Raw genomic sequence first — 26,407 nt, 5'->3', positions numbered from 1 at the left:
ATGGCGGCATGTTACGTATTGAACCTCGTCTTCACCCTCGTGAACTCTTATTTCTGCTTTTGGCTCAGCTTAAAGCCGCACTGACCTGCATTATCACACTGACACTGTTGATATTGCCGCTCTCATTTCCCGCAGCGGCGGCGCAAAACCCCGCGACCAAAGATGACAAAGCCAATCGTATTGTCAGCGGCATTATCAGCTTCACCCGCTGGCCCGCGCTGCACGATGCTCCACAGTTATGTGTGTTCAGTTCAGCGCGCCACGTCAATTTCCCTGCCAGCACCACAGCGACATCGTTGCCATTCAGTGTGGTTTATCTTAACAACGACAGCGAGTTAGCCAGCAATCGCTGTGATGCCCTCTATTTCGGTGATCAGTCACCGCAGCAGCAGACCGAACTGCTCAGCCTGGAGAAAGGCCACGCTGTTCTCTCTTTGGCTGAAAATAATACCGATTGCGCCATCGGAGCCGCTTTCTGTCTTATTTTTAATACCGATCATCCGATGTTTGCCGTAAACCTGGATTCACTGGCGCGCAGTGGCGTGCGCGTGAGCCCGGATGTGTTATTGCTGTCGCGCAAAGGAAGCCAATAAGATGAAATTTGAAAAAATTAAAAATGAAAAATCATCTATCCGCATCAGGCTGCGCAAGATTAGCATCATTAACTCTGCGGTTATTTTGTTGCTGTGCTGGCTACTGCTGACATCCACTTCGTTACTGTTCATCAAACGTTATGAAAAACGAAATCTTGAACTGATTGCCGCGACATTGAGTAATAGCCTGACCGCCGCCACGGTATTTGAAGACAGCTATGACGCGCATAAAAAAATTGCCATGTTAGGCAATGAAGGCATGTTTGCCTCGGCGAAACTGGTAACGGACGATCAAACCGTGTTGGTTAACTGGCAAGATCAACAGCAGCAGGATGGCTGGTATGAGAACTTCCTGCGCGAATGGATCTATGCCCGACCGCTGAGTGTGAATATCAATCACGCGGAGAATGTCGTCGGGACGTTGACGCTGGCGGGCACGGTCAAAGGCGCGGCGGATTTTATTCGCTACTCAGTGATGATTTTATCCAGCGGTATGCTCTGCGTGCTGATCGTTGCCTTTATGCTGAGCGCTTTTCTGCATCGGGGCATTTTGCAGACGCTGCGCAATATCACCAGCTCGATTCATTACGTCATCAGTTCGGGTGATTTTTCGTTACGTATTCCCGAAAACACGACCAAAGAGTTTCAGCTGTTTTCGGACGATCTCAACTCATTGCTCGCAGAGATGCAGTCATTACAGGCTTCGCTGCTGCGGGATAACCGTTCGTTAGCGGCGAAAGCGTTGGAAGATCCACTGACTGGACTGGCTAACCGCGCCGCCTTTGTGACCCAACTCACCCGATTACTCGACGGCCAATTTGCGCAAGAGCGCTTTGTTCTGCTGTTTCTGGATGGCGATCGCTTTAAGAGCATCAACGATAACTGGGGACATGCGGCAGGCGATGAGGTGCTGAAAGCCATTGGTTCACGCCTTATGGCGCTGGCCTACAAGCAGGATATGGTTGCGCGACTCGGCGGTGATGAGTTTGCGATGTTAATCACCAGCCGCGCGACTGAGAAACAGCTGCTGCAGCTGACAGAGGAGATCAGGGAAGCCATTGCACAGAAGATTATGATCGCGGAAGGCACGCCGATTACCACCTCGGTCACCATTGGCTATGCCTGGTCGCAGCATGGCGATACGGTGCAATCGATTCTGGAACGTGCGGATATGCACATGTACAAAAACAAAGGGATAAGTAAGGTACGCGTATGAGAATTAAACTTTTTCTGCTGATGTGTATTTTGGTTTGCGCGGGATGTCAGTCAAAAGGTCGTTTCACCGCCGCACAGATTGCCGCCATGCAAAGTGCGGGATTTACCGAAAACATGGAAGGCTGGGGATTGGGTTTATCGGACAAAATCCTGTTTGGCGTGAACGAGTCCGAGCTGACTGCTGCCAGTAAAACCAACATCGCCACTATGGCGAAGAATCTCTCAGCCACCGGAATTCAACATGTCCGCATTGACGGTCATACGGATAATTACGGCAAGGCAGATTATAACCAGCAGTTGTCACTGAAACGTGCTGATGCTGTGGCTACACAATGGGCGTTGGGGGCTGAAGTACCGCGAACCAACATCACTACCCGAGGTCTGGGCATGAGCGCCCCCATTGCCAGCAATAACAGTGCACAAGGCCGCGCCCAGAATCGCCGCGTAGCGATTGTGATTACCTCGCCTTAATCGCCCCCTGGTCGAGCGCATAACGGTATAAGCGCTCGACCGCCAGATTTTTCATTTTGACTTCACACATAATGTCGAAATCCTTAAATGACAGCGCCCAGTCATTTAAATCCTGATTAAAGTAGTAGTCAGAGTGGGCACGCAGTTTGGTTTTCGCCACCGTTAAATCGCGTTGATCCGGAAAGCCCTGTTCTGCGATTAATCCCTCCTGCGCAATCGAATAATGTAATACCGGCCGCACACCGCGCCAGGAATCAATAATCAGCGGAATACGCGCATCATCCGCCTTAATAAATTGATTCTCTTTCACCCAATGATGGTGAATATCCAATACAACCGGACAAAGATCGCGCGCCTGTAATACATCATCCAGCGAACAAGAAATTTCATCATTTTCAACCGTCAGCATATTGCGCGCTTCGGGTGAAAGACGCTGAAAAGCAGCACGGAATCCTTCGATGCCTTTTTTGCCGTTCATATGGATATTGATTTTGAAATCCTGAAACTGGCGCCCATAGCCCATGAATAGCGCACACAGCGCATGATACTCCACATCCTCAATCGCCCGATCCACTACCCCTTCGTTATCCGAAGCGAGTACGGAATATTGTCCGGGATGGAATGAGAGACGAATGTTGTGCGCACGCGCCATCTCACCACACTTCACGAACAGCGGTTGTAAGTCGGGCATTAATTCGGTGTAGATAGCGGTGGCTTCAGGCACGGTGTACAACGGCAACAAATCACTGCCAATTCGCATCATGCGCATCGCATCCGGCAGTTTTGCTAGCTGCTGCAACGTAAGGATTTGGTTTTCAAGGTTGTTGGTTGCCAATTGCGCCAGTAAACGCGCTTGTTCGGCACGATCAAGACTCAGGAAACGCGTACGCGTGGTGATTTTAAACGGAAACGGCTGCTTAGCCTGTGCATCAAAGTATTTACACGCGAAACCCAATTTCATCTCATTCCCCTTTTAGAGCAGCCTGAAAGTGTAGCCTGCCATGAGGAAAGTGCACGGACAGCGGCACGTCTGCCGCTGTCCGTGGGTTTACACGCTTGGGAAAGTGATGTTGCTGCCAGGTGCTTCACGATGCAGATGGATAAAGTTCAGGTGGCGTTCGTACTGATCGAGAATATCGATAATCACCTGCTCTTTGTTGTAATCCATCAGATCGTTGCCCTGGCTGCCTTCCAGCAGGAATGTCTCCAGACGGTAATAGGTCGATTTACCGCTGCGCGCCCGGTAGGTAAAGCCTGGGACCGAATACTGCTGCGGCCAGATCTGATACACGAAGTCCTGCTCTTCACCCAGCAGCACGCGCAAATCCAGATAACCTAACGGATGGCCCTCTTCCGGCTCCACGCGGTCCAGTGAAACCCGACCGCCGCGCAACTCCAGTTCTTTCGCCACATCCTGCATTGCCGGGAACAAGACGTTCTCCATCATTTGCTGGGTGTAGCGTGTGCCCGGATAGTTCATCAGACGCGACAGACGTTTCTTCCAGCTCAGGCGATCGTTGCTGGCCGGAATGTACGGTGCCGTTTCACGACTGGCGCTGGCGCGGCGATGATCTTCCACTTTGAGCGACTTATACAAACCGGCCATCACAAAGAAGATCACAAAGCTGAACGGCAGTCCCATGATTACCGTAGCGTTCTGCAGCGCAGAGATGCCGTTGGTCATCAGCATACCCATGGTCAGAACACCAATCGCCACGGACCAGAAGATACGCAGCCAGTTGGGTGCATCACTGTTGATGTCTTTCAGCTTCGAGGTAAAGTTACCCAGCACCAGTGAACCGGAATCCGCTGAGGTGACGTAGAACAGCATGCCAGTGATGGTGGCAACCGAGGCGCTGAATTTAAAGGCCGGATACTGCGCCAGCAGGCTGTAGAAACCGCGCTCCGCATGCGCCATCACTTCCTGTGCAAAGCCAGCATCACCGTGGATGATTTCATACAGCGCTGCGTTACCAAATACCGATAGCCACAACAGCGTGAAGGTAAAGGGGATAATCAACGTGCCGAGCACGAACTCACGGATGGTGCGACCGCGTGAAATACGCGCCAGGAACAAGCCGACAAACGGTGACCAGGCGACCCACCATGCCCAGAAGAAGAGCGTCCAGCTGTTCATCCACTCTCTTGGCTGATCAAAGGCAAAGGTGTTCAGCGTCATGCCCATAAAGCGGTTGATGTAATCACCGACATTGAGCACCAGCGCATTCAGCAGGAAGTCGGTTTTGCCCATAAACAGCACAAACAGAATCAGCCCCAATGCCAGCGCAACGTTGAGTTCCGACAGAATACGGATGCCTTTATCCACGCCGGAGGTCACGGAAATGGTGGCGATAATCACCGACAGCACAATCAACGCCGCCTGCGCGGTAAAGCCTTCCGGGATATCGAACAGCACGTTCAGGCCATAATTGAGCTGCACCACGCCAATCCCTAAGGTGGTGGCAATGCCGAAGATGGTTCCTACCACCGCCGCAATATCCACGGTATGGCCGATCGGCCCATTGATACGTTTGCCAAAGATTGGATACAGCGCAGAACGGATGGTGAGCGGCAAATTGTAGCGGTAGCTAAAGTAACCCAGCGCGATCCCCATCAGCGCATACATTGACCAGCCAGTTACGCCGTAGTGGAACAACGTCCACACCATGGCTTGCCGGGCGGCTTCCATGGTTTGTCCGGCACCCTCAGGCGGTTGCATGTATTGCGTGACCGGTTCAGCCACCGAGAAGAACATCAGATCAATACCGATGCCGGCAGCAAAAAGCATCGCTGACCAGCTTAATAAGCTGAATTCTGGTTTGGATTGCTCTGGCCCGAGCTTGATGGCGCCGTAACGTGAGCAGGCCATGTAGATAACGAACACGATATACAGCGTCGCGGCCAGCATGTAGTACCAGCCAAACGTAGCGGTAACCCAGTTAACTGCTGTCTGAATCAAACTCGCAGCCAGCTCGCTGTAAAAAATGGTGACAAGTGAAAATGTCAGAATCAGTCCGGCTGAGGTGTAAAACACCACAGGATTGATTCTGTCTCTTTCACTGGCAGGTGGATTAATCATCGATGACCTCTGGTTAATTTCCTGTAATGACTCAATGGATTAGCGTGACCTGTCTGCCAGGCCTTGTTGTTATCAGTACCCCTGTTATCCCTCCAAGCAGTGCTTTCTTCTGAAGATGAGCCGCATAGCCCGGTTCACCGCTGCGCTTTTGTAACAATCGAAGCACAGTATCCTAACAAAATTCTTTTTTATATTGAACGTTCAATCAAAAAAAGTTTAAATAGTCCTCTGACATTGTGGTGGAGCTGGAGTCATGCCAAAGGTGGGAATGCAGCCGATTCGTCGTCGGCAACTGATTGATGCAACCCTCGATACGATTAACGAGGTAGGAATTAACGACGCAACCATTGCGCAGATTGCGCGCCGTGCGGGGGTTTCGACCGGCATCATCAGCCACTACTTCAAAGACAAGAACGGTTTGCTGGAAGCCACCATGCGCGATATCACACGTCAGTTACGTGATGCCGTGGCTGCCCGCCTGAAACCGTTGGCGGGCGCGAAGACGGAAGCACGCTTACTGGCGATTGTCGAAGGTAACTTCGATGACACGCAGGTGCACAGCGCGGCGATGAAAGCCTGGCTGGATTTCTGGGCCAGCAGCATGCATCAGCCACAGTTGGGTCGTCTGGAACGGGTCAGCAGCCGTCGCCTATTTTCGACCCTCGCCGCCGAGTTTCATCGTGAATTGCCGCGTGAACAGGCACGACTGGCGGCTCACGGATTGGCATCGCTGATCGATGGCCTTTGGCTGCGAGCTGCGTTAAGCGGCCTGCCCTTCAATATCGATGTCGCGAAAACGCTCACCACCCAATTTATCCGTCAGCAACTTGCTGGCGCACTGAATCACTGAGGAAGGAGAAATCATGTCCCGATTCACCGAACAGCAGCTGTATATCGATGGTCAGTTCGTTGCAGCGAGCGCAGGTAATACATTCCAGACCATCAACCCGGCCAATGGCGAAGTGCTGGCCGAGGTACATGAGGCGGAACAGGCCGATGTTGATCGTGCTGTTGCTGCCGCGCAAAAAGGCCAGAAAGTCTGGGCCGCGATGACCGCCATGGAGCGCTCACGCATTCTGCGCCGTGCCGTCGATATTCTGCGTGAGCGCAACGACGAGTTAGCCGCGCTGGAAACCCTCGACACCGGTAAACCGCTGAGCGAAACCCAATATGTTGACATCGTGACCGGTGCCGACGTGCTGGAGTATTACGCCGGTCTGATCCCGACGCTCGAAGGCCAACAGATCCCGCTGCGCGACACGGCGTTTGTTTATACCCGTCGTGAACCGCTCGGCGTGGTCGCTGGTATTGGTGCGTGGAACTACCCGATTCAGATCGCTTTATGGAAATCGGCCCCTGCGCTGGCAGCGGGTAACGCGATGATCTTTAAGCCGAGTGAAGTGACGCCACTGACTGCCCTGAAGCTGGCAGAAATTTACACCGAAGCGGGCGTGCCGGCCGGCGTATTCAATGTGCTGAACGGCCGTGGCGCGGTCACTGGCCAACTGCTGACTGACCATCCGGGCATCGATAAAGTCTCCTTTACCGGCGGCGTGGCCAGCGGCAAAAAAGTGATGGCGAATGCCGCAGGCTCCACCCTGAAAGAAGTCACCATGGAATTGGGCGGCAAGTCACCACTGATCATTTTTGATGATGCGGATCTCGATCTGGCCGCTGACATCGCCATGATGGCCAACTTCTACAGCTCGGGTCAGGTATGCACCAACGGCACACGCGTGTTTATCCCGGCTAAATTCCAGACGACCTTTGAAGCGAAGATTGCTGAACGTGTGGCGCGTATCAAGGCAGGCGATCTGAACGATCCTGCTACCAACTTTGGCCCGCTGGTGAGCTTCCCCCACCGCGATAACGTGATGCGCTTTATCGAAACCGGTATCAAAGAAGGGGCGCGTCTGCTGTGCGGCGGCAAACGCCTGAGCGGCGCCGATTTCGACAATGGTGCCTGGGTTGAACCCACGGTGTTCACCGATTGCCGCGATGAGATGACCATCGTGCGTGAAGAGATCTTCGGGCCGGTAATGTCGATTCTCACCTACGAGAGCGAAGACGAAGTGGTGCGCCGCGCCAATGCCACCGATTTCGGTCTGGCTGCGGGCGTGGTCACGCAAGACCTGAACCGTGCGCACCGTGTGATCCATCAGATCGAAGCGGGTATCTGCTGGATCAACACCTGGGGTGAATCTGCCGCCGAAATGCCGGTGGGTGGCTACAAGCACTCCGGTATTGGCCGTGAGAATGGCCTGATGACCTTGCAAAATTACACCCAGGTGAAGTCGGTGCAGGTCGAGTTATCCCGTTTTCAGTCCGTATTTTAATTCAGCTTTAACCTGAGGAGCGACTAATGGAATTTGATTACATCATTATCGGAGCCGGATCCGCAGGGAACGTTTTGGCAACAAGACTGACCGAAGACAGCAGTGTGAATGTGCTGCTTTTAGAAGCGGGTGGCCCTGACTACCGCTTCGATTTCCGTACACAGATGCCAGCCGCGCTGGCTTATCCGTTGCAGGGCAAACGCTATAACTGGGCGTATGAAACCGAGCCAGAACCGCATATGAATAATCGCCGCATGGAGTGCGGACGCGGTAAAGGGCTGGGCGGATCATCACTGATTAATGGCATGTGCTATATCCGTGGTAACGCCATGGACCTCGATAACTGGGCGCAGCAGCCTGGCCTGGAAAGCTGGAGTTACCTGAACTGCCTGCCCTACTATCGCAAATCAGAAACCCGCGATATCGGTGCCAACGATTATCACGGCGGCGAAGGTCCGGTGAGCATCACCACCTGTAAGCCTGGTAATAATCCGCTGTTTGCCGCGATGATTGAAGCCGGTGTTGAAGCAGGCTATCCGCGCACGGAAGATTTGAACGGCTATCAGCAGGAAGGCTTTGGTCCGATGGATCGCTTCGTCACGCCAAAAGGCCGTCGATCCAGCACCGCGCGTGGCTATCTCGATACCGCCAAAGTGCGTCCGAACCTGAAGATCATCACCCATGCCACCACCGATCGCATCTTGTTTGAAGGCAAGCGCGCAGTGGGCGTGCAATACCTGCAAGGCTCAAGCAATACTTCACATCAGGTGCATGCGCGCCGTGAAGTGTTACTGTGCGCCGGTGCCATTGCCTCGCCGCAGATTCTGCAGCGTTCCGGTGTAGGCGCTGCGGCGCTGCTGAATAAATTCGATATTCCAGTGGTGCATGATTTACCCGGCGTCGGCGAAAACCTGCAGGATCACCTCGAAATGTATCTGCAGTATGAGTGTAAAGAACCCGTTTCACTTTACCCCGCACTGAAATGGTGGAACCAGCCGAAAATCGGTGCAGAGTGGCTGTTCAACGGCACTGGCGTCGGTGCCAGCAACCATTTCGAAGGCGGTGGTTTTATCCGCAGCCGCGAGGAGTTTACCTGGCCGAACATTCAGTATCACTTCCTGCCGGTGGCGATTAATTACAACGGTTCCAACGCCGTTGAAGCACACGGTTTCCAGTGTCACGTGGGGTCAATGCGTTCACCGAGTCGTGGGCATGTACAGATTAAATCGCGCGACCCGCGTCGTGATCCGGCTATTTTGTTCAACTACATGGCACACGAGCAGGACTGGCAGGAATTTCGTGATGCAATTCGTATTACGCGCCAGATCATCAATCAGCCCGCGCTGGATAAGTATCGCGGCGCAGAAATCAGCCCGGGCCTCGATTGCCAGACCGATGAACAGCTGGATGAATTTGTGCGTAACCATGCGGAAACCGCCTATCACCCTTGCGGCACCTGTAAAATGGGCAGCGATGATATGGCGGTGGTTGATGGCGAAGGCCGTGTGCATGGATTGCAGGCGTTACGCGTGGTAGATGCGTCAATTATGCCGCTGATCATCACCGGCAATCTGAATGCCACCACCATTATGATCGGTGAAAAGATCGCGGATAACATTCGTGGTCGTCAGCCGTTGCCGCGTAGCGAAGCAGATTACTTCGTCGCCGGAGATTTACCGGTGCGTGGAGAACCGAAACGGGCCTAAGCGCCTCTCAGGGTGACGCTCGCGTCACCCTGCTCTTTTCTCGCTAGCTTTGCAGATAGGCCATAATCAGCCGCTGTAATTCGACCTTGATGTCATCTGCGCCCAGTTGATCACGTCTGGCGGCATCATGCACCCCCCCCTCAACCGCAGAAGCCAAAACAATAGCGACCACCGATACACGATCTGAATCCGTATTCATTGTTTTGACGACGAACTGTCGATAAAACTCCGCGTACTGCTGCTCAAACTCTTCGTGAGCGTTGCGTTCAGAGAGCGGCACTTCATCCAGCAGCACACGATGTAAGCTGGGATTGATTAAGTGCACCAAAAATATCAGGCTTAAGGGACATTGCTCCAATTATGTCGGTATCAAGTCCAGCATTTGGCGGCTAGTTCATCCAGACGATCCCTTTTCATTCCTGTTTAACCGATGACGCTAGAGAGCCAGAATTTAGCGTATTAATGTAAATATAAAAGTATGTTGTAACTAGTAACGTGTTCGTTTTACGCCTTGTGGTAAAACTCATTCCCACTCAATTACCTGCAAAAATCGTTCAAGAATGGCATTCTGGCTGCGCCCTTTGCGCGTCACCACAGCGATCTTACTGGTGAAGTGGAAACGTTCCGGTGCGATTGCGCGCATGATCTTTTTCTCCACCCACTGTGCAGCATAGTGGTCGGGCAGAAAACCGATAAAGCGCCCGGTAAGAATCAAAAAGGCTATGCCTTCGCGGTCGGTTGCTGTGGCATTGCAATTGAGTTTCTGATGCATGGCAATGGCTTCTGCCGTCATGCGAAAAGCAGGCGCAATCGCATCGCACCCTTTTAGTTGCGCATCGTCAGGTTCGTGGGAAAACAACGCATGGGTGTCGCTACAGTAAAGCTGCGATCGCTCATCATACAACGGCATGTAATCCAGGCCAGATATCGGCGAAGTCACCGGCAGTGCACCGACGTGCAATCGGCCATCCATCAACCCTCTTTCAATTTCTGCAGCCGTCATCATGCTGATATTCAGTCTAATGTCGGGACCTATCTCATGCAGTTTTTCCAGCGCATGGGTGATTTTCATGCGCGGCTGGGTCACCAGATTATTGATAATCCCGATATTTAAATCCCCGCGCAGCTGCTTGTGCATCTGGTTGACCTGTAAGCGAAACTGCTCGATAGCCGCCATCATGCTGTCGCTATGACGCAGGATCTCACGCCCTTCTTCGGTCAAGGCAAAACCAGCGCGCCCGCGCTGACACAATCGCATGCCAAGCCGCTTTTCCAGATCGCCCATATGCAAGCTAATGGCCGATCGCGTCATGCCCAACAAACTTTCTGCTGCAGAGAAGCTGCCGCTCTCATTCACGGTTTTGAACAGGCGCAATAATTTGAGATCAAAGTCGGTGACCTGCGCGAGCGATTTGCTTTTCATATAGGTAAGTAAATCAATAACTGAAGATGAATTAATAGGGATTTAACTTAACTAACCGTTAAATGCAAACTCTTCATACACCTGTCTGGAGAAACATCATGTCTGATGCTGTCAACACTACCGATCTCAATCTGCAAGCGCACTGGATGCCGTTTACTGCCAACCGTAATTTCCAGCGCGATCCTCGTATCATTGTCGGCGCACAGGGCCGCTGGCTGACTGATGATAAAGGACGGCAGATTTTTGATAGCCTTTCCGGTTTATGGACCTGTGGCGCGGGCCACTGCCGCAGTGAAATCCAGCAGGCGGTGGCGAAACAACTGGGCACCCTCGATTATTCACCCGGCTTCCAGTACGGCCATCCGCTGTCATTTCAGCTGGCAGACCAGATTGCCCAACATATGCCGGGAGAACTGAACCATGTGTTTTTTACCGGATCGGGGTCGGAATCAGCAGACACGGCGGTGAAAATGGCGCGCGCTTACTGGCGCATAAAAGGCCAGCCGGCGAAAACCAAATTTATCGGACGCGCGCGAGGTTACCACGGCGTGAATATCGCCGGAACCAGCCTGGGCGGCATTGGTGGCAACCGCAAGATGTTCGGTCAGTTCATGGACGTTGACCATATTCCGCACACGCTACAAACCGATCTGCCCTTCACTGCTGGTCAGGCCGAAACCGGCGGCGTGGCATTGGCCAATGAGATGTTGAAACTGATTGAGCTGCATGATGCGTCCAACATCGCCGCCTTGATTGTTGAACCTCTTTCTGGCTCTGCGGGCGCCATTATTCCGCCGCTAGGCTATCTGCAACGCCTGCGCGAAATCTGCACGCAGCACGATATCTTGCTGATTTTTGACGAGGTAATCACGGGTTTTGGCCGTATGGGCCGCTGGAGCGGTGCTGAATACTTTGGCGTCACGCCTGATATCCTCAATTTCGCCAAACAAATCACTAATGGCGCGGTTCCGCTGGGTGGTGTGGTCGCCAGCAGCGAAATTTACAGCACCTTTATGGCGCAAAAGTTGCCAGAACACGCGGTGGAATTCGCCCACGGCTACACCTATTCTGCCCATCCGGTGGCTTGCGCAGCGGGCCTGGCAACGCTGGCGTTACTGGAAAATGACGCGCTGATTACGCAATCCGCCGAGCTGGCACCACACTTTGCTCACGCCCTACATGCGCTGCGTGATTGCCCAAACGTCATCGATATCCGCAACTGCGGTCTGGTGGGTGCCATCCAGCTTGCGCCACGCGACGGCGATGCCACACTTCGGCCGTTTGAAGCGGGTATGGCGATGTGGAAGGCCGGTTTTTATGTGCGCTTCGGTGCCGATACGCTGCAGTTTGGCCCGATGTTCAATACACAACCCGCCGAGTTAGATCGTTTGTTTGACGCTGTGGGTGAGACGTTGCAGCAGATCGCATAAGGAAAATGAGGTGATTGGTCATACTTAACAACATCTTCTTCATACTCTCTGCCGATTCTTCTGATTCAATACCTTTTTTGCATTCAGTCTGGATCGGCCATGCTTCGTCGCCACTTTCTTACCGGTTTACTGCTCTCCCCGTTTGCTGCGCACAGCGGCTTTAGCCTGGCCGCTTCTGCGCCAAAACCCGCGCAGGTCTTGCCCTTGTGGCCAAAACAACCGCCGGGTGGCGGTGGACCTTTAGGGGCGATGACGTTTAGTGCCAAAGGCGCACAGCGCAATATTGCCATGCCGACGCTCACCGTCTTCAAGCCGGTTCAGCCAAAGGGACGCGCCGTACTGATTGCGGCTGGCGGCGGCTATACGCGTATCGAAATGGGCAAAGAAGCCTGGCCCGCTGCAGCGTGGCTGGCGGATCAAGGCTACACAGCGTATGTGCTGAGTTATCGCCTGCCACAGGAAGGTTGGAAAGATGGCGCGTTGGTGTCACTTCAGGATGCACAGCGCGCACTGCGTATCGTGCGTCACCGTGAGAATAATGTCAGCGTATTAGGTTTTTCGGCTGGCGGGCATCTGCTGGGAATGGCGGCGAACCGCGCGGATTTTCATGCTTATCAGGCCAGTGATGCGTTGGACAATCTCCCCGCGACGGCCGATCGTGCCGCGCTGATCTATCCGATTATCACGTTAGAGCCACCTTACACGCACACCTCCACGCATAAAGTGTTGGTGGGGAAAGACGCATCACTCAGCGCGGATACCGCCTGGTCGGTGCAATCCTACGTTAATCCGCAATCACCGCCGTTTTTCCTGGTTCAGGCCGAAGACGATCCTGTTTCCGATCCGCACAATACTTTGATCATGGCTGCCGCGTGTAAGCAACAGCACGTGCCGGTTAAGATGCATCGCTATCCCAGCGGGGGGCATGGTTTTGGATTGGGTAAGCCCGGCACACAAACGACTGAGTGGCCGGGACATTATCTGCAATGGTTAAACGCTTAACGCGGCGGAAGGTTGTGCCAGGCCAGTCAGCAAGGTCTCCGAACTGGCCACCGCGCCAAAAATGCCGCCCTGCATATGAATCATACTCAGTGCCGCTTCGTGATGTTTAAGCTCAGTCGCGGCGCAGCAATCAGACAGCACCAGACATTCGAAGCCACGATCGTTGGCTTCGCGCAGCGTGGTATGCACGCAGACATCAGTGGTGATGCCCGAGATAAGCAGATTACGTATACCCCGACTACGCAGGATCAATTCAAGGTCGGTGGCATAAAAAGAGCCTTTGCCGGGCTTATCAATGATGGTTTCACCCGCCAGTGGCGCCAGCTCCGGGATAATTTCCCAACCCGGCTCACCGCGCACCAGAATGCGGCCACAGGGACCGGGGGCACCGATTTCCGCCTGCATCCGCTTTGAACGCCAGCGTTTATTGGCCGGCAAATCACTCAAGTCGGGACGATGGCCTTCACGCGTATGGATGATCGGGAAGCCCAACTCCCGCATGCGTGCCAGTACGCGCTGCAAAGGCGCTATCGGAGCGCGGGTCAGTGCGATGTCATACCCCATGCTATCGACATAACCGCCCTTGCCACAGAAATCGGTCTGCATATCGATGACGATCAGTGCGGTATCCGCAGGCGTACACCGCCCATCAAAAGGCCAGGGATAAGGTGTTGAATCAATAGTGAACTCAGGCATTTTTCTGCTCCATCAGGCTGGCGGTGTTTTCGCGCTTCAGTTTGACTATCAGGGTGTAACTGGCTGCTGCCGTCACCAGACCAATCACCGCTTCACCAAACTGCGGGAAGGCAATGTGGGCAAGCACCGCACACAAGCTACCAATCGCCCAGGCCGCGAAAGCGCTGCCGCGCAGGCGACGCGTTTTGCGCTGCTCACTGATTTTGGCCATGAAGATTAAATCGACGATCATTACCGCGCCGAAGGGTGGCACCACAATGCCCAGCAAACTCAGCCATTCGAGGAAGTAGGACCACACGCCCGCCAGCGCCAGCGCCCCGCCGATGGCGCCGAGGATCAACGTCCAGACTCGCATCTTGCTGCTGAACAGATGGCTAAAACCAACGGCACCGTTATACAAACAATGCGTGCAAACAGAGCCGAGGTTAATGAAAACAAACAAGAAAGCGATGATGGAGAGTAACGTGCCGTGGTTCATCAGCATTGGCAGGAAATTACCGCCATTATTGACCGGATCAACCGCCGCGCCCACCGCCACAATCACTACACCGAACAGATAAGAGATCACATTAGCCATAGGAAAAGCGGAAAACGCCGCGATCACCGCTGATTTGCCGTCCTTCGACCAGCGGGTGAAATCCGCGGTCATGGTGCCCGAATCGGCGAATCCCGCCACCACCATCGTCACCGCCGTTCCCATGCTCATGGCGCCGACTGCGCCAGTACTGCCTTTGAACTGAGTGATGGTGCTGAAATCGTGATCCTGCCCAATCAACCACAGTGCGACCAAACCGAGCACCACAAACAGCGGTGCAGCAATCATTCCCAGGATCGACAACGCCCGTACGCCGAGGAAGGTGACGCCGGTATACAACACCATGGCGATGGCGGTCACCGCGAGTGCGTTCCAGCCAAAGGTTTGGTTAATCACTGTACCGGTTAATCCCGTTTGAAACGCATACCAGCCAATCACGACAGTCGAGAGAAAACCGGAAACGAGGATATAGCCTTTGGTGCCAAAGGTACGCTTTGCCTGCAGGGCGAAGTTCATCCCGGTGTTACCTGCAAACCAGCTCAGTGCGCCAACATAAGCGAACAGCACCAGATTGCCGAGCAGGATGGCAATCAGCGCGGGCCAGAAACCCAAATGCCAGGTGATAATGCCGCCAAACAACGCGTTGGTGAGGATCATCGGGAAACCGAACCAGACAGCTGATACCGACCGCGTCGAGTGGCGGTGACTTAAAGGAACCGGCTCGTGTTCAAATTCCTGCTCCAGCGCAGGGGAGGATTTGTTACTCATGGGCAACTCCGATTAAGTCAGGATAAAGGTGATTCCACGGTTGGATGCGCTCAAAAGCGGCACTTGCCGCCAGCACCAGGCCATCGTCCAGATGACGACCCACGATTTGCAGTCCAATCGGCAAGCCACTGGCGGTGAAACCCGCAGGGATTGAGGCCGCCGGTTGGCCAGTGAAATTGAAGGGATAACAGAACGACAACCAGTGATCGCTGCGCACCATGCGGCCATCGATGATTTCTGGTCCCTGCATGTTGAGCGGGAACGGCGGTACTGCCAGCGTTGGCGTCAATAGCAAGTCGTAACGCTGCATAAATCGCCACAGCTGATTGCAGATCTTCTTACGAGCGGTATTGGCGTCGGTAAAGTGTTCAGCGCGCCATTCGCGTTGCAGCATGGCGCTCAGATGAGGCGACATGCGTGAACCCAAATCGTTTTGCATCTTTCGCATGCCGGTAAGATCGCTTTCAAAGGCCACCAGCGCAGCAAAAGTGGCACCCTCATCGGCAATGCCGGGATCCACCTCTTCTAATTCAGCCCCCAGTTCACTCGCAAAATGGCGCACCGCCCTAGTGACAACGTCACGAACTTCCTTATCGACGGCGATATAGCCAAAATCGGCACTGAAGGCAATGCGCAGTCCGTTTAAGGGTTTATTCAGGGTGAGCATCCAGTCAACGTCACTACAGGGAATGGAGTGACGATCGCGCATATCCGGCCCTGCCATCACTGACATCATGAGTGCGCTGTCACGCACAGTGCGCGTCATCGGTCCAATATGCTCCAGTGATTCCCAGCTCGAGACGCCGGGAAAGCGTTCATCGCGGCAGCCGGGCCATAACGGCACCCGCCCCATCGAGGCCTTGAATCCATAAACGCCGCAGTGCGCCGCTGGAATACGCACCGATCCTCCGCCGTCACTGCCCAATGCAATCGGGCAAAGGCGAGCGGCGAGCGCCGCGCCGGATCCGGCACTGGAACCGCCGGGCGTTTTGCTCAAATCCCAGGGATTGCGCGGTGAAGGAAACAGCGGATTGTGCCCAACGCCGCTATAACCAAACTCGGGCGCAGTGGTTTTCCCCAGCAGCACCGCATCAGCAGCCAATAGGCGCTCGACGGTGATATCGTCATCTTCAGGAATGAAATCAGCATAGGCTGCTGAACCGGAGGTTGTTTTCACACCCGCCGTGCAAATGAGATCCTTAACCGCCAATGGGACACCCGCAAAAGCACCCAGTGCTTCACCGCGTGCACGCTTCGCATCCACCGCTGATGCCTGCTGTAACGCCAACTCGGGTGACGCCGTACAAAAAGCCTGAATCAATGGCTCGCGTTTTTCCATGCGATCCAACGCGGCTTGCGTCAATTCACGGGCAGACACCTCGCCATTGCGGATCAGCGCTGCCAGAGCAGTAGCATCCTCATCCAGTAAAGCCTCAAACATGATTCATCTCCCGATTTGGTCACTTAACGGGATTAATGCAGTTTGCGTGCCAGAAGATGCCAACAATTGGCGATGAGAAGATAACGCCTGATGGGATACGGACTTGGATACAAGATCGAATACTTATGTTTCGTTGTCATGCATTCGGTTCGACAGAAAGCACAAAAATAGCGCAGCGATGCGCCATTTTGGTCAGCACCGATGCTGGCTATTTTCAGCGTCGTTTAACGTGCCCGGCTGGGTAAAACATCATCGAAAAATGCAGCGCCACGTCATACAGTTGTCACCTGCGTATTATTCGATTTTCAATTCAGTAAACATTTCATAAACGACAACGCGAATAGGATAATACTTATCACGGCTAAAATGAGAAATGTGTCAGGGTGTGCGAGGTTAAGTCACGTCTCAATTTCCACTATTTTATCTGAGGGCGAACGGGTGAATTATTTCGATGTATCCATTCTGGCCGTAATTCAGGGGCTGGCAGAATTACTGCCGGTTTCCAGCTCTGCACACGTCATTATGACGGAGAAACTCCTGGGGCTGGACCCTGCGGCCCCCGATATGACACTGCTGCTGGTGATGCTGCATACCGGCACGATGTTCGCGGTGATTGTTTACTTCTGGAATAACTGGCGGGAGACCTATTTCAGTTCAGGCCGTACATTTAAGAAGAATGTATTTTTAATTATTCTCGCCACCGCAGTGACCGGCGTAGTGGGTTTGACGCTAATGAAGCTGATTAAATATTTCTTCGCCGCGAATGCCGATACGTTTGAAATAGAATCTTTGTTCAGTAACAGCAAAATAATTGCCAGTGGTCTCGCTGCCGCAGGCTTATTAATTATCCTCTCTTCACGCCTGAAAGAAAAAGATCGCGGCGAACTTTCACCTTTAAGCGCCGCAGGTATTGGTTTCGTTCAGGGGTTGTGTCTGCCCTTTCGTGGTTTTTCTCGTTCTGGCGCCACCATTTCTACCGGTCTTTCCCTGGGCGTGGCCCGGCAACGTGCGGAAGAATTTAGCTTTGCGTTAGCCGTGGTGCTGACACCGGCTGTGATCGTCAAAGAGGGTCTTCGTGCTTTCAGTTCAGGATCTGCTGGCACGGTCGCCGTGAGCAGCGGCGTGCTTTTGCCCAGCCTGGTGGGCATGCTACTCAGTTTTGTCGCCGGACTTCTGGCGCTACGCTGGCTTTCCCGCTGGCTGGAGCATGATCGCTGGCATCTGTTTGGCGGTTATTGTCTGTGCGCTGCGGCACTGATTGGTTGGTTAGGCTGACTCGCGGATTGAGCTTCTCTGAACTTTAGCAGTGAAATCATTGGCATGCTGCCTTCAAGTTATCTATACAGGCACACAATCTCGAATGACAGACAGAGATAAAGATGAAGCTCAATCCAGAACAACTGCGCGCAAAAGCCAAACGCATATTGCTCAGTTTTGCTTTCGACTGTATTGATGGTGGCGCAGAGGGGAAATTGACCGCACACTGGCCTGGTGACTGCAATACCGACCTGCAGCCAGAGGTGTTGCAGGCTAAATAGACGCCAGATATCCCCCATCGATATACAGAATCTGCCCGGTAATATATCGGGCAGCATCTGAGCTGAGAAAAACCACACTGCCGACCAGATCATCGAGTTCGCCAAAACGATCCAGTGGGATTTTTTTCTGCATTGCATCGCGCCATGCGTCATCCTGATAAAAAACCTGCGTCATTTCCGTTGCGAAATAGCCGGGACCGATGTTATTCACGCGAATGTTATGCGCAGCCCATTCTGCGCTCAACGTGCGCGTCATCCCCGCCAGGCCTGACTTTGAACTGGCATACGCTGCGGCGCCGGGTACGCCCACACAGGTCGCGCCGCCGGATGCAGCGGAAACCATGTTTTTCGCCACTGCCTGAGCACAAAAAAATGCGCCCTTGAGGTTAGTCCCGACAATGGTATCCCACAACGCTTCATCCACTTCGAGCGAGGGCCGAATCTGTTCGGTGCCGGCATTGTTGATCAGAATGTCCACTCGCCCCGCAGCGGCAACCGCCTGTTGAATGCTCGCAGCCTGCGTGACATCCAGAATCAGGCCATGGGCCTCAACGCCAGCGTCGCTTAACTGCCCCACCGCCGCTTGTAGAAAAGCCAGGAATGATTTAAATGCTACCCGAAAAGGGAAACAGCAGGTTTTCCTGCTGTTTCCTGAAGAGGAGCGGTGGGAATAAAATTAACTTTGTGCACTCATTAAGCGCACAGCAAAACCAAAGAACAGCATGCCCGTCAGCATATTTCCGAGCTTGACCAGACGCGTGCGATTCTTCAGGAAGCGAACCATCACACTGCCTGCCATCAGCAAAATCAGGTAATAGCTCAGGCTGATCACTTGAATCATTGAACCCAGCACCGCAAAGGCGGGCGCAGTATGCGTGACAGCCGGATCAATAAATTGAATGAAAAAAGAGACATAGAACAGTATGGCTTTCGGATTTGTCACGCCCAGCAACAGCGCACGCAGGAAATAGTTCTCGACTTTGACGGCATCAGCGGGCTGATGACCTTCACGTTTGCGCAATGCACCCAGAATAATCTTTACACCCAGATAGAGCAGGAACATTGCGCCTAAATACTTCACCACCATAAAAATGTGCGGACTGGTGCGAATCAGCGTGGCGACACCGGCCCAGGCAAGGAAGATCAGAATCAGATCACCCATCATCACCCCTGCTATCGCCTTAGACGCCGCTTTAGCACCGCGGCTCATCCCGGTACGCAGCACGTATAAACTGTTCGGGCCGGGCAGCAGAATAATCACCAGCGCCCCCGCCAGAAACGTCCAGACATTAATAATTCCTACATCGTGCAACATAACAACCACTACTCCAACGCCATGCAGGTTGATTCGCCCGATGGCTTTTGTTTTGATTTGACAGGTGAAAATTGACAGCGGATCACGCTGCAATTGGGCCGATATAGTAGCAGATGACGCTGTGCCATGTCCTCCGACGACTGCGTGCCGCATAATCAGTCATAGGCGTCTGCAAATTAGCGCTATATAATCCTGTGTATTACGCTGCAGGAATAACTCATGAACACAACGCTTAACCGCCTGATTCTGGCGGGCTTACTCACCTTTACCTCTTTGAACACCTTCGCCAGCCGGGTGGTGACCGATCAGATTGGCCGTCAGGTGACAATCCCTGATCAGGTTGATCGCGTGGTGGTACTTCAGCACCAAACGCTGAATCTGCTGGTGCAACTCAATGCGACCGATAAGATCGTCGGCATCCTCGCGAACTGGAAGCAACAGTTAGGTGATGGCTACGCGCAACTGGTGCCAGAACTGAAGCAGAAAGCCATGCTGGGCGATCTGACCCACGTCGATTTAGAAAAATTGGTGGCGCTGCATCCGCAGGTGGTGTTTGTCACCAACTACGCGCCAAAAGAGATGATTGACCAGATTTCGGCGCTGGGCATTCCGGTATTGGCGATTTCTTTACGCCATGACGATGCGGGACAACAAGGCAAGATTAACCCCAGCATGCAGAATGAGGATCAGGCCTACGATCTGGGTATCACAGAAGGCATTACATTGATTGGCGAGGTGGTGAATAAGCAGCAACAAGCCAAAGAGCTGATTGCGGCGGCGTTTGCTGGACGCAAACAGGTGAGCGATCGTCTGCAAGGGTTAACTGAGCAACAGCGTGTTCGCGCTTATATGGCCAATCCGGATCTCACCACTTATGGTTCTGGCAAATATACCGGATTGATGATGTCGCACGCGGGCGCCTACAACGTTGCGGCATCGACCATGCAAGGTTTCAAGCAAGTGAGTATGGAACAAGTTGTGGCGTGGAACCCTCAGGTGATTTTTGTCCAGGATCGGTATCCGCAGGTGGTGGATGAAATTCAACAGGACCCACGCTGGCGCACCATTGACGCGGTGAAGCATCATCGGGTTTGGTTGATGCCAGAATATGCCAAAGCCTGGGGCTATCCGATGCCAGAAGCCATCGGCTTAGGCGAACTTTGGATGGCGAAGAAACTCTACCCGGAAAAATTCCGCGATATTGATATGCAACAGCAGGCTGATCGCTGGTATCAGCATTTCTATCGGACCGCCTATCATGACAACACTGCACATTCTGGCAGCAGGTAGTTTGCGGGGTGTCTGGCCCGATCTGATGGCAGCCTTTCATCAACAGACCGGCTTGACGACCGACACCCAATTTGGACCAGCTGGCCTGCTTCGGCAGAGGATTGAGCAAGGTGAACGCTGCGATCTATTTGCCTCCGCCAATCTTCACCATCCGGCCACCCTTTTACAGCGCGGCCTGGCAACCGACACCGATAAGTTTACCGCAAACAGCTTATGTTTGACCGCCAGGCGTGACGTTGTCACTAAAAACGACACCTGGCTGTCACTTTTACAACGTGACGATCTGCGGCTGGCGACATCAACGCCGTTAAGCGACCCTTCCGGTGATTACACCTGGCAGCTATTTGGCAAGATCGAACAGGCTTATCCGGGCTGGGGGGAACGTTTGAAGCAGCGCGCGCGTCAGCTGGTGGGTGGCATCGATAGTCTGGCTGTCCCTACGGGCGAACTGGCAGCACAATGGTTAATCGACCAACAGCACGCAGATCTCTTCATTGGCTACGCCAGCTATGCCCCTCGCTTAATTCATCATTCACATTTGCAGGTATTTCTCATCCCTAAACCGTTCAACATTCAGGCGGAATATGCCTGGGCAACACTCACACACTCAGCCGCCCCCCTCGCCACCTTTCTCAGTAGCGCAGCGGCCAAAACCATTCTGCGACAACATGGTTTTATCTGAGTGCTGCGTTCAAACAGTTAGCGTAACAAACTGCGCACGACCATTCGTGCGCCCAGCAGTTCGACTCTCAAACGGTTAAGGATTTTGCGATATCGGCTGGTTTGCTCATTGGCTGCCAGCACCCGGCGCAGCAAAATGCAGTAGTCCATCACCAGTCCTGGCGTCCAGGTCATACCCTCAGCCCGGCTGCGTACCAGACTCAACAACCAAAAATCGGGATTGAGGAGAACCCAAAGACCTTTTAAACCCTGTTCACCTAACAAGCCTTCAGTGGCAACGTCCAGTGCCTGTATTACGCTGGTCGAACAGTTGCGTGATGTGAGGTTATAACGGGTATCCGTTGCATTCGCTCGCCAGTAATTGCGCAATGCTGCCTGATTGTAGTGAGTGAGAACCAGACGTTTATCCGGACGACACCACCTTTTGATCTCACTGTCCAGTGATGGCAGCAAGCAGCCCTCAACGTCAAACTCCTCTTTTGCGCATAACGTTTGCAGGAAACCGCGCAAGCTGCGCGAGACGTCATCAACCGGGTAAAGACTGATATAGAGTTCTTCACCCATCTCTAAAGACGTATGACCGGTAGACACTTCACCGCGATGGTCTATCGCCGCTACCCAACGGTCAAACCATGGACGGCGTCCGGCGACATCGCCCGAACCCAGCGGCGTCCAGATGTAGACATTGAGCGGCACACTGGCATGCGCAGCATGCAGCGGCGGATGTACATAATTCAATCCATGCGGCGCACGCAGCCCTTTGCGGGTAAAGAGAGGCAGTGCGGTGACACTGGTGTTCTCTGGCAGCGCATGAATTTGCGCTCCCATAAACAATAGATTGATGCCCCATCCTGCCAGCAAAAGTGCAAAACACAGTGGCACAATCACATGCGGTGCCAGCGGCCAATGTGTGGCAATCAGGACACTGAACAGGATTTCCGCGCATCCCAGTCCGAACTTTCGCGTCCAGCGTCGGCAGCGCATCAGGCTGCATGAGATAACACGAAAACCGCCATCCAAAAGAAAAATCAACGCATAGCCCAGTGATAAACAGAAGCTACTGTCATGCGGTGCAATGAATACCAGGACGCCAAACAGCATCAACCCAGCAGATTTCATCAGGAGTGGCCAGGCAATACCGGCGGGTGAATAGATTGCCCCCATCGCTTCGGCTAACCCTTCTACCGCTAGCAATACCCCTAAAATATGCAAAGGTAACGATAAACTTCCATGTTGCAACAAATCCATGACGATCCCGGCGCTGGCACTCGTGCACAGCAGGCCAAGCCCGGCGAGATAAGGCCAACCCGCTCTTAATGCCGGTCCACCCATCAACAGAAATAATAGTCGCAGCAAAGCTACTCTCCAGCGGATAACACACAGCTCAGTACGCTCTGTAGACGCGGGCAAGTAACAGGAGTTCTGTCAGGCCTCGGCAATTCTGACTTCGTTTACTGATGGTTGTGACTGTGAGGGCACTTTACGTGGTGAAGATTAAAATTGGCTTAATGATAAAGTAAATATCGGCTCATTTTTTGAACAACCTGATGCCGTATTTGTGGCGATTTCAGGCTGAAACCACCACTGGTTTCTGGAAGTTTAAATTTCTAATTATTTGATTTAATTGTTGATAGTGGCTGTATCACAGAACATCATGCGGCTGGCGTCGATTTCACAACGGTGCATGTCGCTGAATGAGCAGTTTTATAAAACTGTTGAGGCAGGGATTGCGGTTATCACTGCTCCAGGCAACGGCGAGATTGACCTGTGGCGCATCCGCCAGCGGTTTGAAGACGATGCCATCCATTTTGAGTTGCTGGACAGACGAAGGCACCAATGCCACATAACTGGCGTCATTGACCAGGCTAAGCATGGTGTGTTGCAGACGAACTTGCAGACTGACCATAGGTTCAAAACCATGAGCCCGGCAATAATCCATGATCACTGCGGTTAACCGGCTCCCCGCGCTGGCGGAAGTCATCACAAAAGGATCCTCCCGCAGATCTTCGATCTGCAATTTCCGACTTCTCGCTTTAGGATGTGTGCGCGACATGGCCACACATAAAGGCTCGGTCAACACGGTTAATGTCTGCATGCCCACGCGTGCACTTCCTTCCACCAGTACCGCTAAATCGACTTCACCAGCCAGCACTTTATCCGGCAGGTCTTCAGTGACGGCCTCTTCCAACTCCAGAGCAATATTGGGGAAGTGATGGCGGATCAATCGCACATATTCCGGGATCACGCTATGTGCAGAGTACATAGTGAAACCCACGCGCAATAAACCCGATTTGCCCGCTGCGGTGTCACGCGCCCGTTGTTGCGCCTGCTGGAGTGATTCGAGGATCTTACGTGCATCCTGGTAGAAGCTCTCACCGGCGGGCGTCAGCATGAGCTGGCGCGTATTGCGTTCCACCAGCTGTGTACCCACCGCTTTTTCCAGTGCAGCGATATGGCGACTTAAGGACGGCTGTGACAGATGCAGACGTTCCGCGGCACGGTGGAAATTTTTCACTTCTGCCAGCGCGATAAAATACCGCAGCGGCTTCATATCAAGCATGATTCATTTTCCGTATCAATCCCGGCCAAATTTGCTATTGGATCTGCATCACTAAAGGCACTAGAGTCCTTCAGCTTACTGGGAGGACACAATGATAGCTACGTTTCTGATTCTTTTGCCGGTTTTCGGCTTGATTGTGGCAGGATACGCTTGCCGCATGCTGGGTGTATTAGGACCGACCTCGGCGACGGAACTGAATAAATTTGTGGTATGGCTGGCGCTGCCCGCGCTGCTGTTTGACATCATGGCACACACGCCATGGCATACCATTTATCAACCGGGATTCTTCTGGGCGTTTGCCCTTTCCTGCGCCGCGTCATTTGTTATCGTGTTTGCCTGCCAAAAATTCAAAGGCAAATCCACTGCCGATGCCAGCGTCGATGGCGTTGCCGCCGCCTATCCCAACACCGGCTATCTGGGTTTCCCGTTGTTGTTACTGATTTTTGGTAAAAGCAGCCTGATCCCGACCACCACGGCCACCATTGTGGTGGCGTGTATCCTGTTCGCAATTGCCATCGCGATGATCGAGATTGGTTTGCAGAGTGAACGTGAATTTCATCGCCTGGCGATCAAAGTACTGCGCGCCATTCTGAAAAATCCCCTGATCATCTCGCCGCTGTTGGGCGCAGCTTGTTCCAGCTTGAATTTGACCATGCCAGGCAGCGTTGAAACTTTCCTGAAATTGCTCGGCGGCGCGGCCAGTCCTTGCGCGCTAGTGTGTTTAGGGGTGTTTCTTGCCAGCCGACAAAAAGCCAGGGTGAGCGAATTGCCCACTGCGGCCAAAATGAGCCTCACCACGGTGGGCCTGGTAGTCGTTGCCAAGTTAGTGATGCAGCCACTGCTGACATGGATTTTAGCCGTTTGGCTGTTCCATCTGCCGCAGGATCTGACCAACATGGCGATACTGCTGGCAGCACTGCCCACCGGCACCGGCCCCTTTATGCTGGCAGAATATTACCGACGCGATGCACAAATCACTTCAGGCGCAATCCTGATCTCCACGGTGCTGTCGATTGTCACATTGGTGGCGATCATGCACTTTATGCAGGTGACGCCGATCGCATAGTGTTTCATTTCGCCGCTGAGCGCTGATCTCCAGCGGCGTAGACTGTGCAAGCCGCCTCTCCTTTCTCACGGTACTGCTCACAATACGCCAGCGCTTCATGGTTCGCATCCTGCTGGGTGCGAGCCCAGTGGGCGCTTCCCCACACACCTTCACCATTGCTGGCGAACGCTTTTTCATAGCCGCGATCTGACAGGTAGTGTTTGAACGCCTGTTGACCTGAAGTGGTCAATCCTGCAGGTGCAGCCAGCACGACTTTGGAAATCGACACCACTTCATGGTTCGGCAAACGTTGCTGGCTCAGAAACGACGAGACGCTGCGCCACCAGAATTCCTCGGGTGCAGATATCAGTAAATCATGTCCATCGTCACCGAAGGCAGGCAGAGTGACCAGCTTCCCCTTTGCGTCTGCGTGACGGTAAGCCTTAAACATTTCCTTGCCAAGCTGGGGTGAAAACGACTGATCATTGGCGGAGTAAAGCCAGAGCGTTGGGATGTGTGCGGTTTGACCATAAGATTTTAGCGCCGCCAGCAGTGAGGTTTTATCACAAATCTGACCTTCACCCATGGCTCCTCGTCCACCTGAAAAAGCGATAATAGCCTGTACGCCGGGCGGATTCAGGGCACTGGCGGCGAGCACGCTAAATCCACCGGATGACTGACCGACAAGCACCGCTTGATGTTGTGCTGCCCATGGCTGTTCACGAATCGCCACCAATGCCGCGAGGATATCGTCTCGTGCCATTTTCCCTGCCAGAGCATGTTGCGGCTGGGCGCAGCTGTTGCCTTGATAATCGTTGTGGCCGGTCGATTGACCATAGCCCTGACGCATCACCACCACCGCGGCATAACCGTGTCGGGCAAAGGTGATGGCGGCTGCTGAGAATCGATTTGGTGTAAGCTGTTGGCGATCGCTTTGCTCGGTGCCATCGGTGCCGTGGGTGATGAGCGCGATGGGAAACACACCGGGTGTATCGGGTCTTGTGACATACGCGTCCAACACAGCACGTTGCCCGTCAGGCAAGGTTATCGTTAAGGCGAGGGGCTCACGCAGCAATCCCTTAGGCTGCGCAGCGACGATTGTCTGTGTGGCTGCGCTGAAGTGGCTGCCCCCTATCAAACTCAGGATGAGAACAACATAAGTAGCCCAGTGCCGCATCAGTTAATACTCCCTTATTAACGTTAGATGATGTTTACAGGAGGATACTATCACCTAATCTGGAGTTAAAAACTGTACAAAGCCTTACTTGAGATCCAACCCCATA

The 26,407-nt window shown here is 53.4% G+C and carries 25 protein-coding genes; 13 read left to right on the top strand and 12 right to left on the bottom strand.

Going from position 1 to position 26,407, the window contains the following annotated elements; all coding sequences use genetic code 11:
* The first annotated feature begins 8 nt into the window (after positions 1 to 8).
* The 3 genes from VH86_RS07910 to VH86_RS07900 are packed head-to-tail and all read left to right on the top strand — an operon-like array spanning position 9 to position 2,279.
* Positions 9 to 593, top strand: coding sequence for a YfiR family protein (locus tag VH86_RS07910; RefSeq protein ID WP_082082835.1), 585 nt, complete (start codon positions 9 to 11; stop codon positions 591 to 593).
* Position 594: 1 nt separating this feature from the next.
* On the top strand, positions 595 to 1,809 hold the full coding sequence (locus tag VH86_RS07905; protein WP_045832485.1) for a diguanylate cyclase domain-containing protein: 1,215 nt from the start codon (positions 595 to 597) through the stop codon (positions 1,807 to 1,809).
* Complete coding sequence (locus VH86_RS07900) at positions 1,806 to 2,279, top strand: OmpA family protein (protein WP_045815598.1); 474 nt, start codon at positions 1,806 to 1,808, stop codon at positions 2,277 to 2,279. Before VH86_RS07905 ends, VH86_RS07900 begins: the two co-directional genes overlap by 4 nt.
* On the opposite strand, the gene uvsE is transcribed toward VH86_RS07900, so the two are convergent.
* Together uvsE and VH86_RS07890 are read right to left on the bottom strand one after the other, a co-directional pair.
* On the bottom strand, positions 2,266 to 3,240 hold the full coding sequence (gene uvsE / locus VH86_RS07895; RefSeq protein WP_045832484.1) for a UV DNA damage repair endonuclease UvsE: 975 nt from the start codon (positions 3,238 to 3,240) through the stop codon (positions 2,266 to 2,268). The two genes, VH86_RS07900 and uvsE, sit on opposite strands and share 14 nt — an antisense overlap.
* An 87-nt stretch (positions 3,241 to 3,327) precedes the next feature.
* Positions 3,328 to 5,358 (bottom strand): choline transporter, encoded by a 2,031-nt coding sequence (locus VH86_RS07890; protein WP_045832483.1) that lies wholly within the window; start codon positions 5,356 to 5,358, stop codon positions 3,328 to 3,330.
* Between the two features lie 253 nt (positions 5,359 to 5,611).
* Between VH86_RS07890 and betI the strand changes: the two genes are divergently transcribed.
* The 3 genes from betI to betA are packed head-to-tail and all read left to right on the top strand — an operon-like array spanning position 5,612 to position 9,400.
* Positions 5,612 to 6,208, top strand: a complete 597-nt coding sequence (gene betI, locus VH86_RS07885) for a transcriptional regulator BetI (RefSeq protein ID WP_034824050.1) — start codon at positions 5,612 to 5,614, stop codon at positions 6,206 to 6,208.
* A gap of 13 nt (positions 6,209 to 6,221) precedes the next feature.
* Positions 6,222 to 7,694 (top strand): betaine-aldehyde dehydrogenase, encoded by a 1,473-nt coding sequence (betB, locus tag VH86_RS07880; protein ID WP_045832482.1) that lies wholly within the window; start codon positions 6,222 to 6,224, stop codon positions 7,692 to 7,694.
* 26 nt (positions 7,695 to 7,720) lie between these two features.
* Positions 7,721 to 9,400 carry a choline dehydrogenase gene (betA, locus tag VH86_RS07875; RefSeq protein WP_045832481.1) on the top strand — a complete coding sequence of 560 codons (1,680 nt, stop codon included), beginning with the start codon at positions 7,721 to 7,723 and terminating at the stop codon, positions 9,398 to 9,400.
* A gap of 43 nt (positions 9,401 to 9,443) precedes the next feature.
* Here the strand turns inward: betA and VH86_RS07870 are convergent, their stop codons facing one another.
* Together VH86_RS07870 and VH86_RS07865 are read right to left on the bottom strand one after the other, a co-directional pair.
* On the bottom strand, positions 9,444 to 9,725 hold the full coding sequence (locus VH86_RS07870) for a hypothetical protein (RefSeq protein WP_052696567.1): 282 nt from the start codon (positions 9,723 to 9,725) through the stop codon (positions 9,444 to 9,446).
* 198 nt (positions 9,726 to 9,923) lie between these two features.
* A complete protein-coding gene (locus tag VH86_RS07865) occupies positions 9,924 to 10,823 on the bottom strand; it encodes a LysR family transcriptional regulator (RefSeq protein ID WP_045832480.1) in 900 nt (299 codons plus the stop codon).
* Positions 10,824 to 10,921: 98 nt separating this feature from the next.
* On the opposite strand from VH86_RS07865, the gene VH86_RS07860 reads away from it, so the two are divergent.
* Positions 10,922 to 12,253 carry an aspartate aminotransferase family protein gene (locus tag VH86_RS07860; protein ID WP_045832479.1) on the top strand — a complete coding sequence of 444 codons (1,332 nt, stop codon included), beginning with the start codon at positions 10,922 to 10,924 and terminating at the stop codon, positions 12,251 to 12,253.
* Between the two features lie 99 nt (positions 12,254 to 12,352).
* On the top strand, positions 12,353 to 13,255 hold the full coding sequence (locus VH86_RS07855; RefSeq protein ID WP_045832478.1) for an alpha/beta hydrolase: 903 nt from the start codon (positions 12,353 to 12,355) through the stop codon (positions 13,253 to 13,255).
* On the opposite strand, the gene VH86_RS07850 is transcribed toward VH86_RS07855, so the two are convergent.
* Genes VH86_RS07850 through VH86_RS07840 form a run of 3 tightly spaced genes read right to left on the bottom strand, consistent with a single transcriptional unit; the run spans position 13,244 to position 16,695 of the window.
* On the bottom strand, positions 13,244 to 13,951 hold the full coding sequence (locus VH86_RS07850; RefSeq protein ID WP_045832477.1) for a cysteine hydrolase family protein: 708 nt from the start codon (positions 13,949 to 13,951) through the stop codon (positions 13,244 to 13,246). The two genes, VH86_RS07855 and VH86_RS07850, sit on opposite strands and share 12 nt — an antisense overlap.
* Positions 13,944 to 15,254: a cytosine permease gene (locus VH86_RS07845; protein ID WP_045815607.1), complete on the bottom strand. Its 1,311-nt coding sequence runs from the start codon at positions 15,252 to 15,254 to the stop codon at positions 13,944 to 13,946. Before VH86_RS07845 ends, VH86_RS07850 begins: the two co-directional genes overlap by 8 nt.
* Complete coding sequence (locus VH86_RS07840) at positions 15,247 to 16,695, bottom strand: amidase (protein ID WP_045832476.1); 1,449 nt, start codon at positions 16,693 to 16,695, stop codon at positions 15,247 to 15,249. Before VH86_RS07840 ends, VH86_RS07845 begins: the two co-directional genes overlap by 8 nt.
* Before the next feature lie 438 nt (positions 16,696 to 17,133).
* Here VH86_RS07840 and VH86_RS07835 point away from each other — a divergent pair, with 438 nt between their 5' ends.
* Positions 17,134 to 17,970 carry an undecaprenyl-diphosphate phosphatase gene (locus VH86_RS07835; RefSeq protein ID WP_045832475.1) on the top strand — a complete coding sequence of 279 codons (837 nt, stop codon included), beginning with the start codon at positions 17,134 to 17,136 and terminating at the stop codon, positions 17,968 to 17,970.
* A gap of 104 nt (positions 17,971 to 18,074) precedes the next feature.
* Complete coding sequence (locus VH86_RS25705; protein WP_156150569.1) at positions 18,075 to 18,233, top strand: hypothetical protein; 159 nt, start codon at positions 18,075 to 18,077, stop codon at positions 18,231 to 18,233.
* On the opposite strand, the gene VH86_RS07830 is transcribed toward VH86_RS25705, so the two are convergent.
* Positions 18,226 to 18,810: an SDR family NAD(P)-dependent oxidoreductase gene (locus VH86_RS07830; RefSeq protein ID WP_052696566.1), complete on the bottom strand. Its 585-nt coding sequence runs from the start codon at positions 18,808 to 18,810 to the stop codon at positions 18,226 to 18,228. The genes VH86_RS25705 and VH86_RS07830 overlap by 8 nt on opposite strands.
* Before the next feature lie 99 nt (positions 18,811 to 18,909).
* On the bottom strand, positions 18,910 to 19,548 hold the full coding sequence (gene leuE, locus VH86_RS07825; protein WP_045832556.1) for a leucine efflux protein LeuE: 639 nt from the start codon (positions 19,546 to 19,548) through the stop codon (positions 18,910 to 18,912).
* 219 nt (positions 19,549 to 19,767) lie between these two features.
* On the opposite strand from leuE, the gene VH86_RS07820 reads away from it, so the two are divergent.
* Positions 19,768 to 20,838: an ABC transporter substrate-binding protein gene (locus VH86_RS07820; protein WP_045832474.1), complete on the top strand. Its 1,071-nt coding sequence runs from the start codon at positions 19,768 to 19,770 to the stop codon at positions 20,836 to 20,838.
* A complete protein-coding gene (gene modA, locus VH86_RS07815; RefSeq protein WP_045832473.1) occupies positions 20,807 to 21,520 on the top strand; it encodes a molybdate ABC transporter substrate-binding protein in 714 nt (237 codons plus the stop codon). Before VH86_RS07820 ends, modA begins: the two co-directional genes overlap by 32 nt.
* Before the next feature lie 17 nt (positions 21,521 to 21,537).
* On the opposite strand, the gene VH86_RS07810 is transcribed toward modA, so the two are convergent.
* Positions 21,538 to 22,875, bottom strand: a complete 1,338-nt coding sequence (locus tag VH86_RS07810) for a DUF4105 domain-containing protein (protein WP_045832472.1) — start codon at positions 22,873 to 22,875, stop codon at positions 21,538 to 21,540.
* 316 nt (positions 22,876 to 23,191) lie between these two features.
* The gene (locus tag VH86_RS07805) at positions 23,192 to 24,079 is read right to left on the bottom strand and encodes a LysR substrate-binding domain-containing protein (protein ID WP_045832471.1); all 888 of its coding nucleotides are present in this window, start codon (positions 24,077 to 24,079) and stop codon (positions 23,192 to 23,194) included.
* A gap of 91 nt (positions 24,080 to 24,170) precedes the next feature.
* Between VH86_RS07805 and VH86_RS07800 the strand changes: the two genes are divergently transcribed.
* Entirely contained in the window at positions 24,171 to 25,145 is a 975-nt protein-coding gene (locus VH86_RS07800) for an AEC family transporter (protein WP_045815615.1), read from the top strand.
* 4 nt (positions 25,146 to 25,149) lie between these two features.
* Here the strand turns inward: VH86_RS07800 and VH86_RS07795 are convergent, their stop codons facing one another.
* Positions 25,150 to 26,301, bottom strand: a complete 1,152-nt coding sequence (locus tag VH86_RS07795; RefSeq protein ID WP_045832470.1) for a dienelactone hydrolase family protein — start codon at positions 26,299 to 26,301, stop codon at positions 25,150 to 25,152.
* Positions 26,302 to 26,407 lie beyond the last annotated feature (106 nt).

It is taken from the genome of Pantoea sp. BL1 (genome assembly GCF_000963985.1).
Taxonomy (GTDB): Bacteria; Pseudomonadota; Gammaproteobacteria; order Enterobacterales; family Enterobacteriaceae; genus Pantoea; species Pantoea rwandensis_B.
The sequence above is the reverse complement of the archived record's forward strand: the minus strand, read 5'-3'. Positions and strand labels throughout refer to the sequence as shown.

Coding starts and splice junctions, on each gene's coding strand:
- VH86_RS07855 (WP_045832478.1), top strand. CDS start 12,353: ATGCTTCGTCGCCACTTTCTTACCGGTTTACTGCTCTCCCCGTTTGCT.
- VH86_RS07900 (WP_045815598.1), top strand. CDS start 1,806: ATGAGAATTAAACTTTTTCTGCTGATGTGTATTTTGGTTTGCGCGGGA.
- modA (WP_045832473.1), top strand. CDS start 20,807: ATGACAACACTGCACATTCTGGCAGCAGGTAGTTTGCGGGGTGTCTGG.
- VH86_RS07865 (WP_045832480.1), bottom strand. CDS start 10,823: ATGAAAAGCAAATCGCTCGCGCAGGTCACCGACTTTGATCTCAAATTA.
- VH86_RS07820 (WP_045832474.1), top strand. CDS start 19,768: ATGAACACAACGCTTAACCGCCTGATTCTGGCGGGCTTACTCACCTTT.
- VH86_RS07905 (WP_045832485.1), top strand. CDS start 595: ATGAAATTTGAAAAAATTAAAAATGAAAAATCATCTATCCGCATCAGG.
- VH86_RS07800 (WP_045815615.1), top strand. CDS start 24,171: ATGATAGCTACGTTTCTGATTCTTTTGCCGGTTTTCGGCTTGATTGTG.
- betI (WP_034824050.1), top strand. CDS start 5,612: ATGCCAAAGGTGGGAATGCAGCCGATTCGTCGTCGGCAACTGATTGAT.
- VH86_RS25705 (WP_156150569.1), top strand. CDS start 18,075: ATGAAGCTCAATCCAGAACAACTGCGCGCAAAAGCCAAACGCATATTG.
- VH86_RS07850 (WP_045832477.1), bottom strand. CDS start 13,951: ATGCCTGAGTTCACTATTGATTCAACACCTTATCCCTGGCCTTTTGAT.
- VH86_RS07890 (WP_045832483.1), bottom strand. CDS start 5,358: ATGATTAATCCACCTGCCAGTGAAAGAGACAGAATCAATCCTGTGGTG.
- uvsE (WP_045832484.1), bottom strand. CDS start 3,240: ATGAAATTGGGTTTCGCGTGTAAATACTTTGATGCACAGGCTAAGCAG.
- VH86_RS07910 (WP_082082835.1), top strand. CDS start 9: ATGTTACGTATTGAACCTCGTCTTCACCCTCGTGAACTCTTATTTCTG.
- VH86_RS07840 (WP_045832476.1), bottom strand. CDS start 16,695: ATGTTTGAGGCTTTACTGGATGAGGATGCTACTGCTCTGGCAGCGCTG.
- betA (WP_045832481.1), top strand. CDS start 7,721: ATGGAATTTGATTACATCATTATCGGAGCCGGATCCGCAGGGAACGTT.
- VH86_RS07805 (WP_045832471.1), bottom strand. CDS start 24,079: ATGCTTGATATGAAGCCGCTGCGGTATTTTATCGCGCTGGCAGAAGTG.
- leuE (WP_045832556.1), bottom strand. CDS start 19,548: ATGTTGCACGATGTAGGAATTATTAATGTCTGGACGTTTCTGGCGGGG.
- betB (WP_045832482.1), top strand. CDS start 6,222: ATGTCCCGATTCACCGAACAGCAGCTGTATATCGATGGTCAGTTCGTT.
- VH86_RS07860 (WP_045832479.1), top strand. CDS start 10,922: ATGTCTGATGCTGTCAACACTACCGATCTCAATCTGCAAGCGCACTGG.
- VH86_RS07845 (WP_045815607.1), bottom strand. CDS start 15,254: ATGAGTAACAAATCCTCCCCTGCGCTGGAGCAGGAATTTGAACACGAG.
- VH86_RS07795 (WP_045832470.1), bottom strand. CDS start 26,301: ATGCGGCACTGGGCTACTTATGTTGTTCTCATCCTGAGTTTGATAGGG.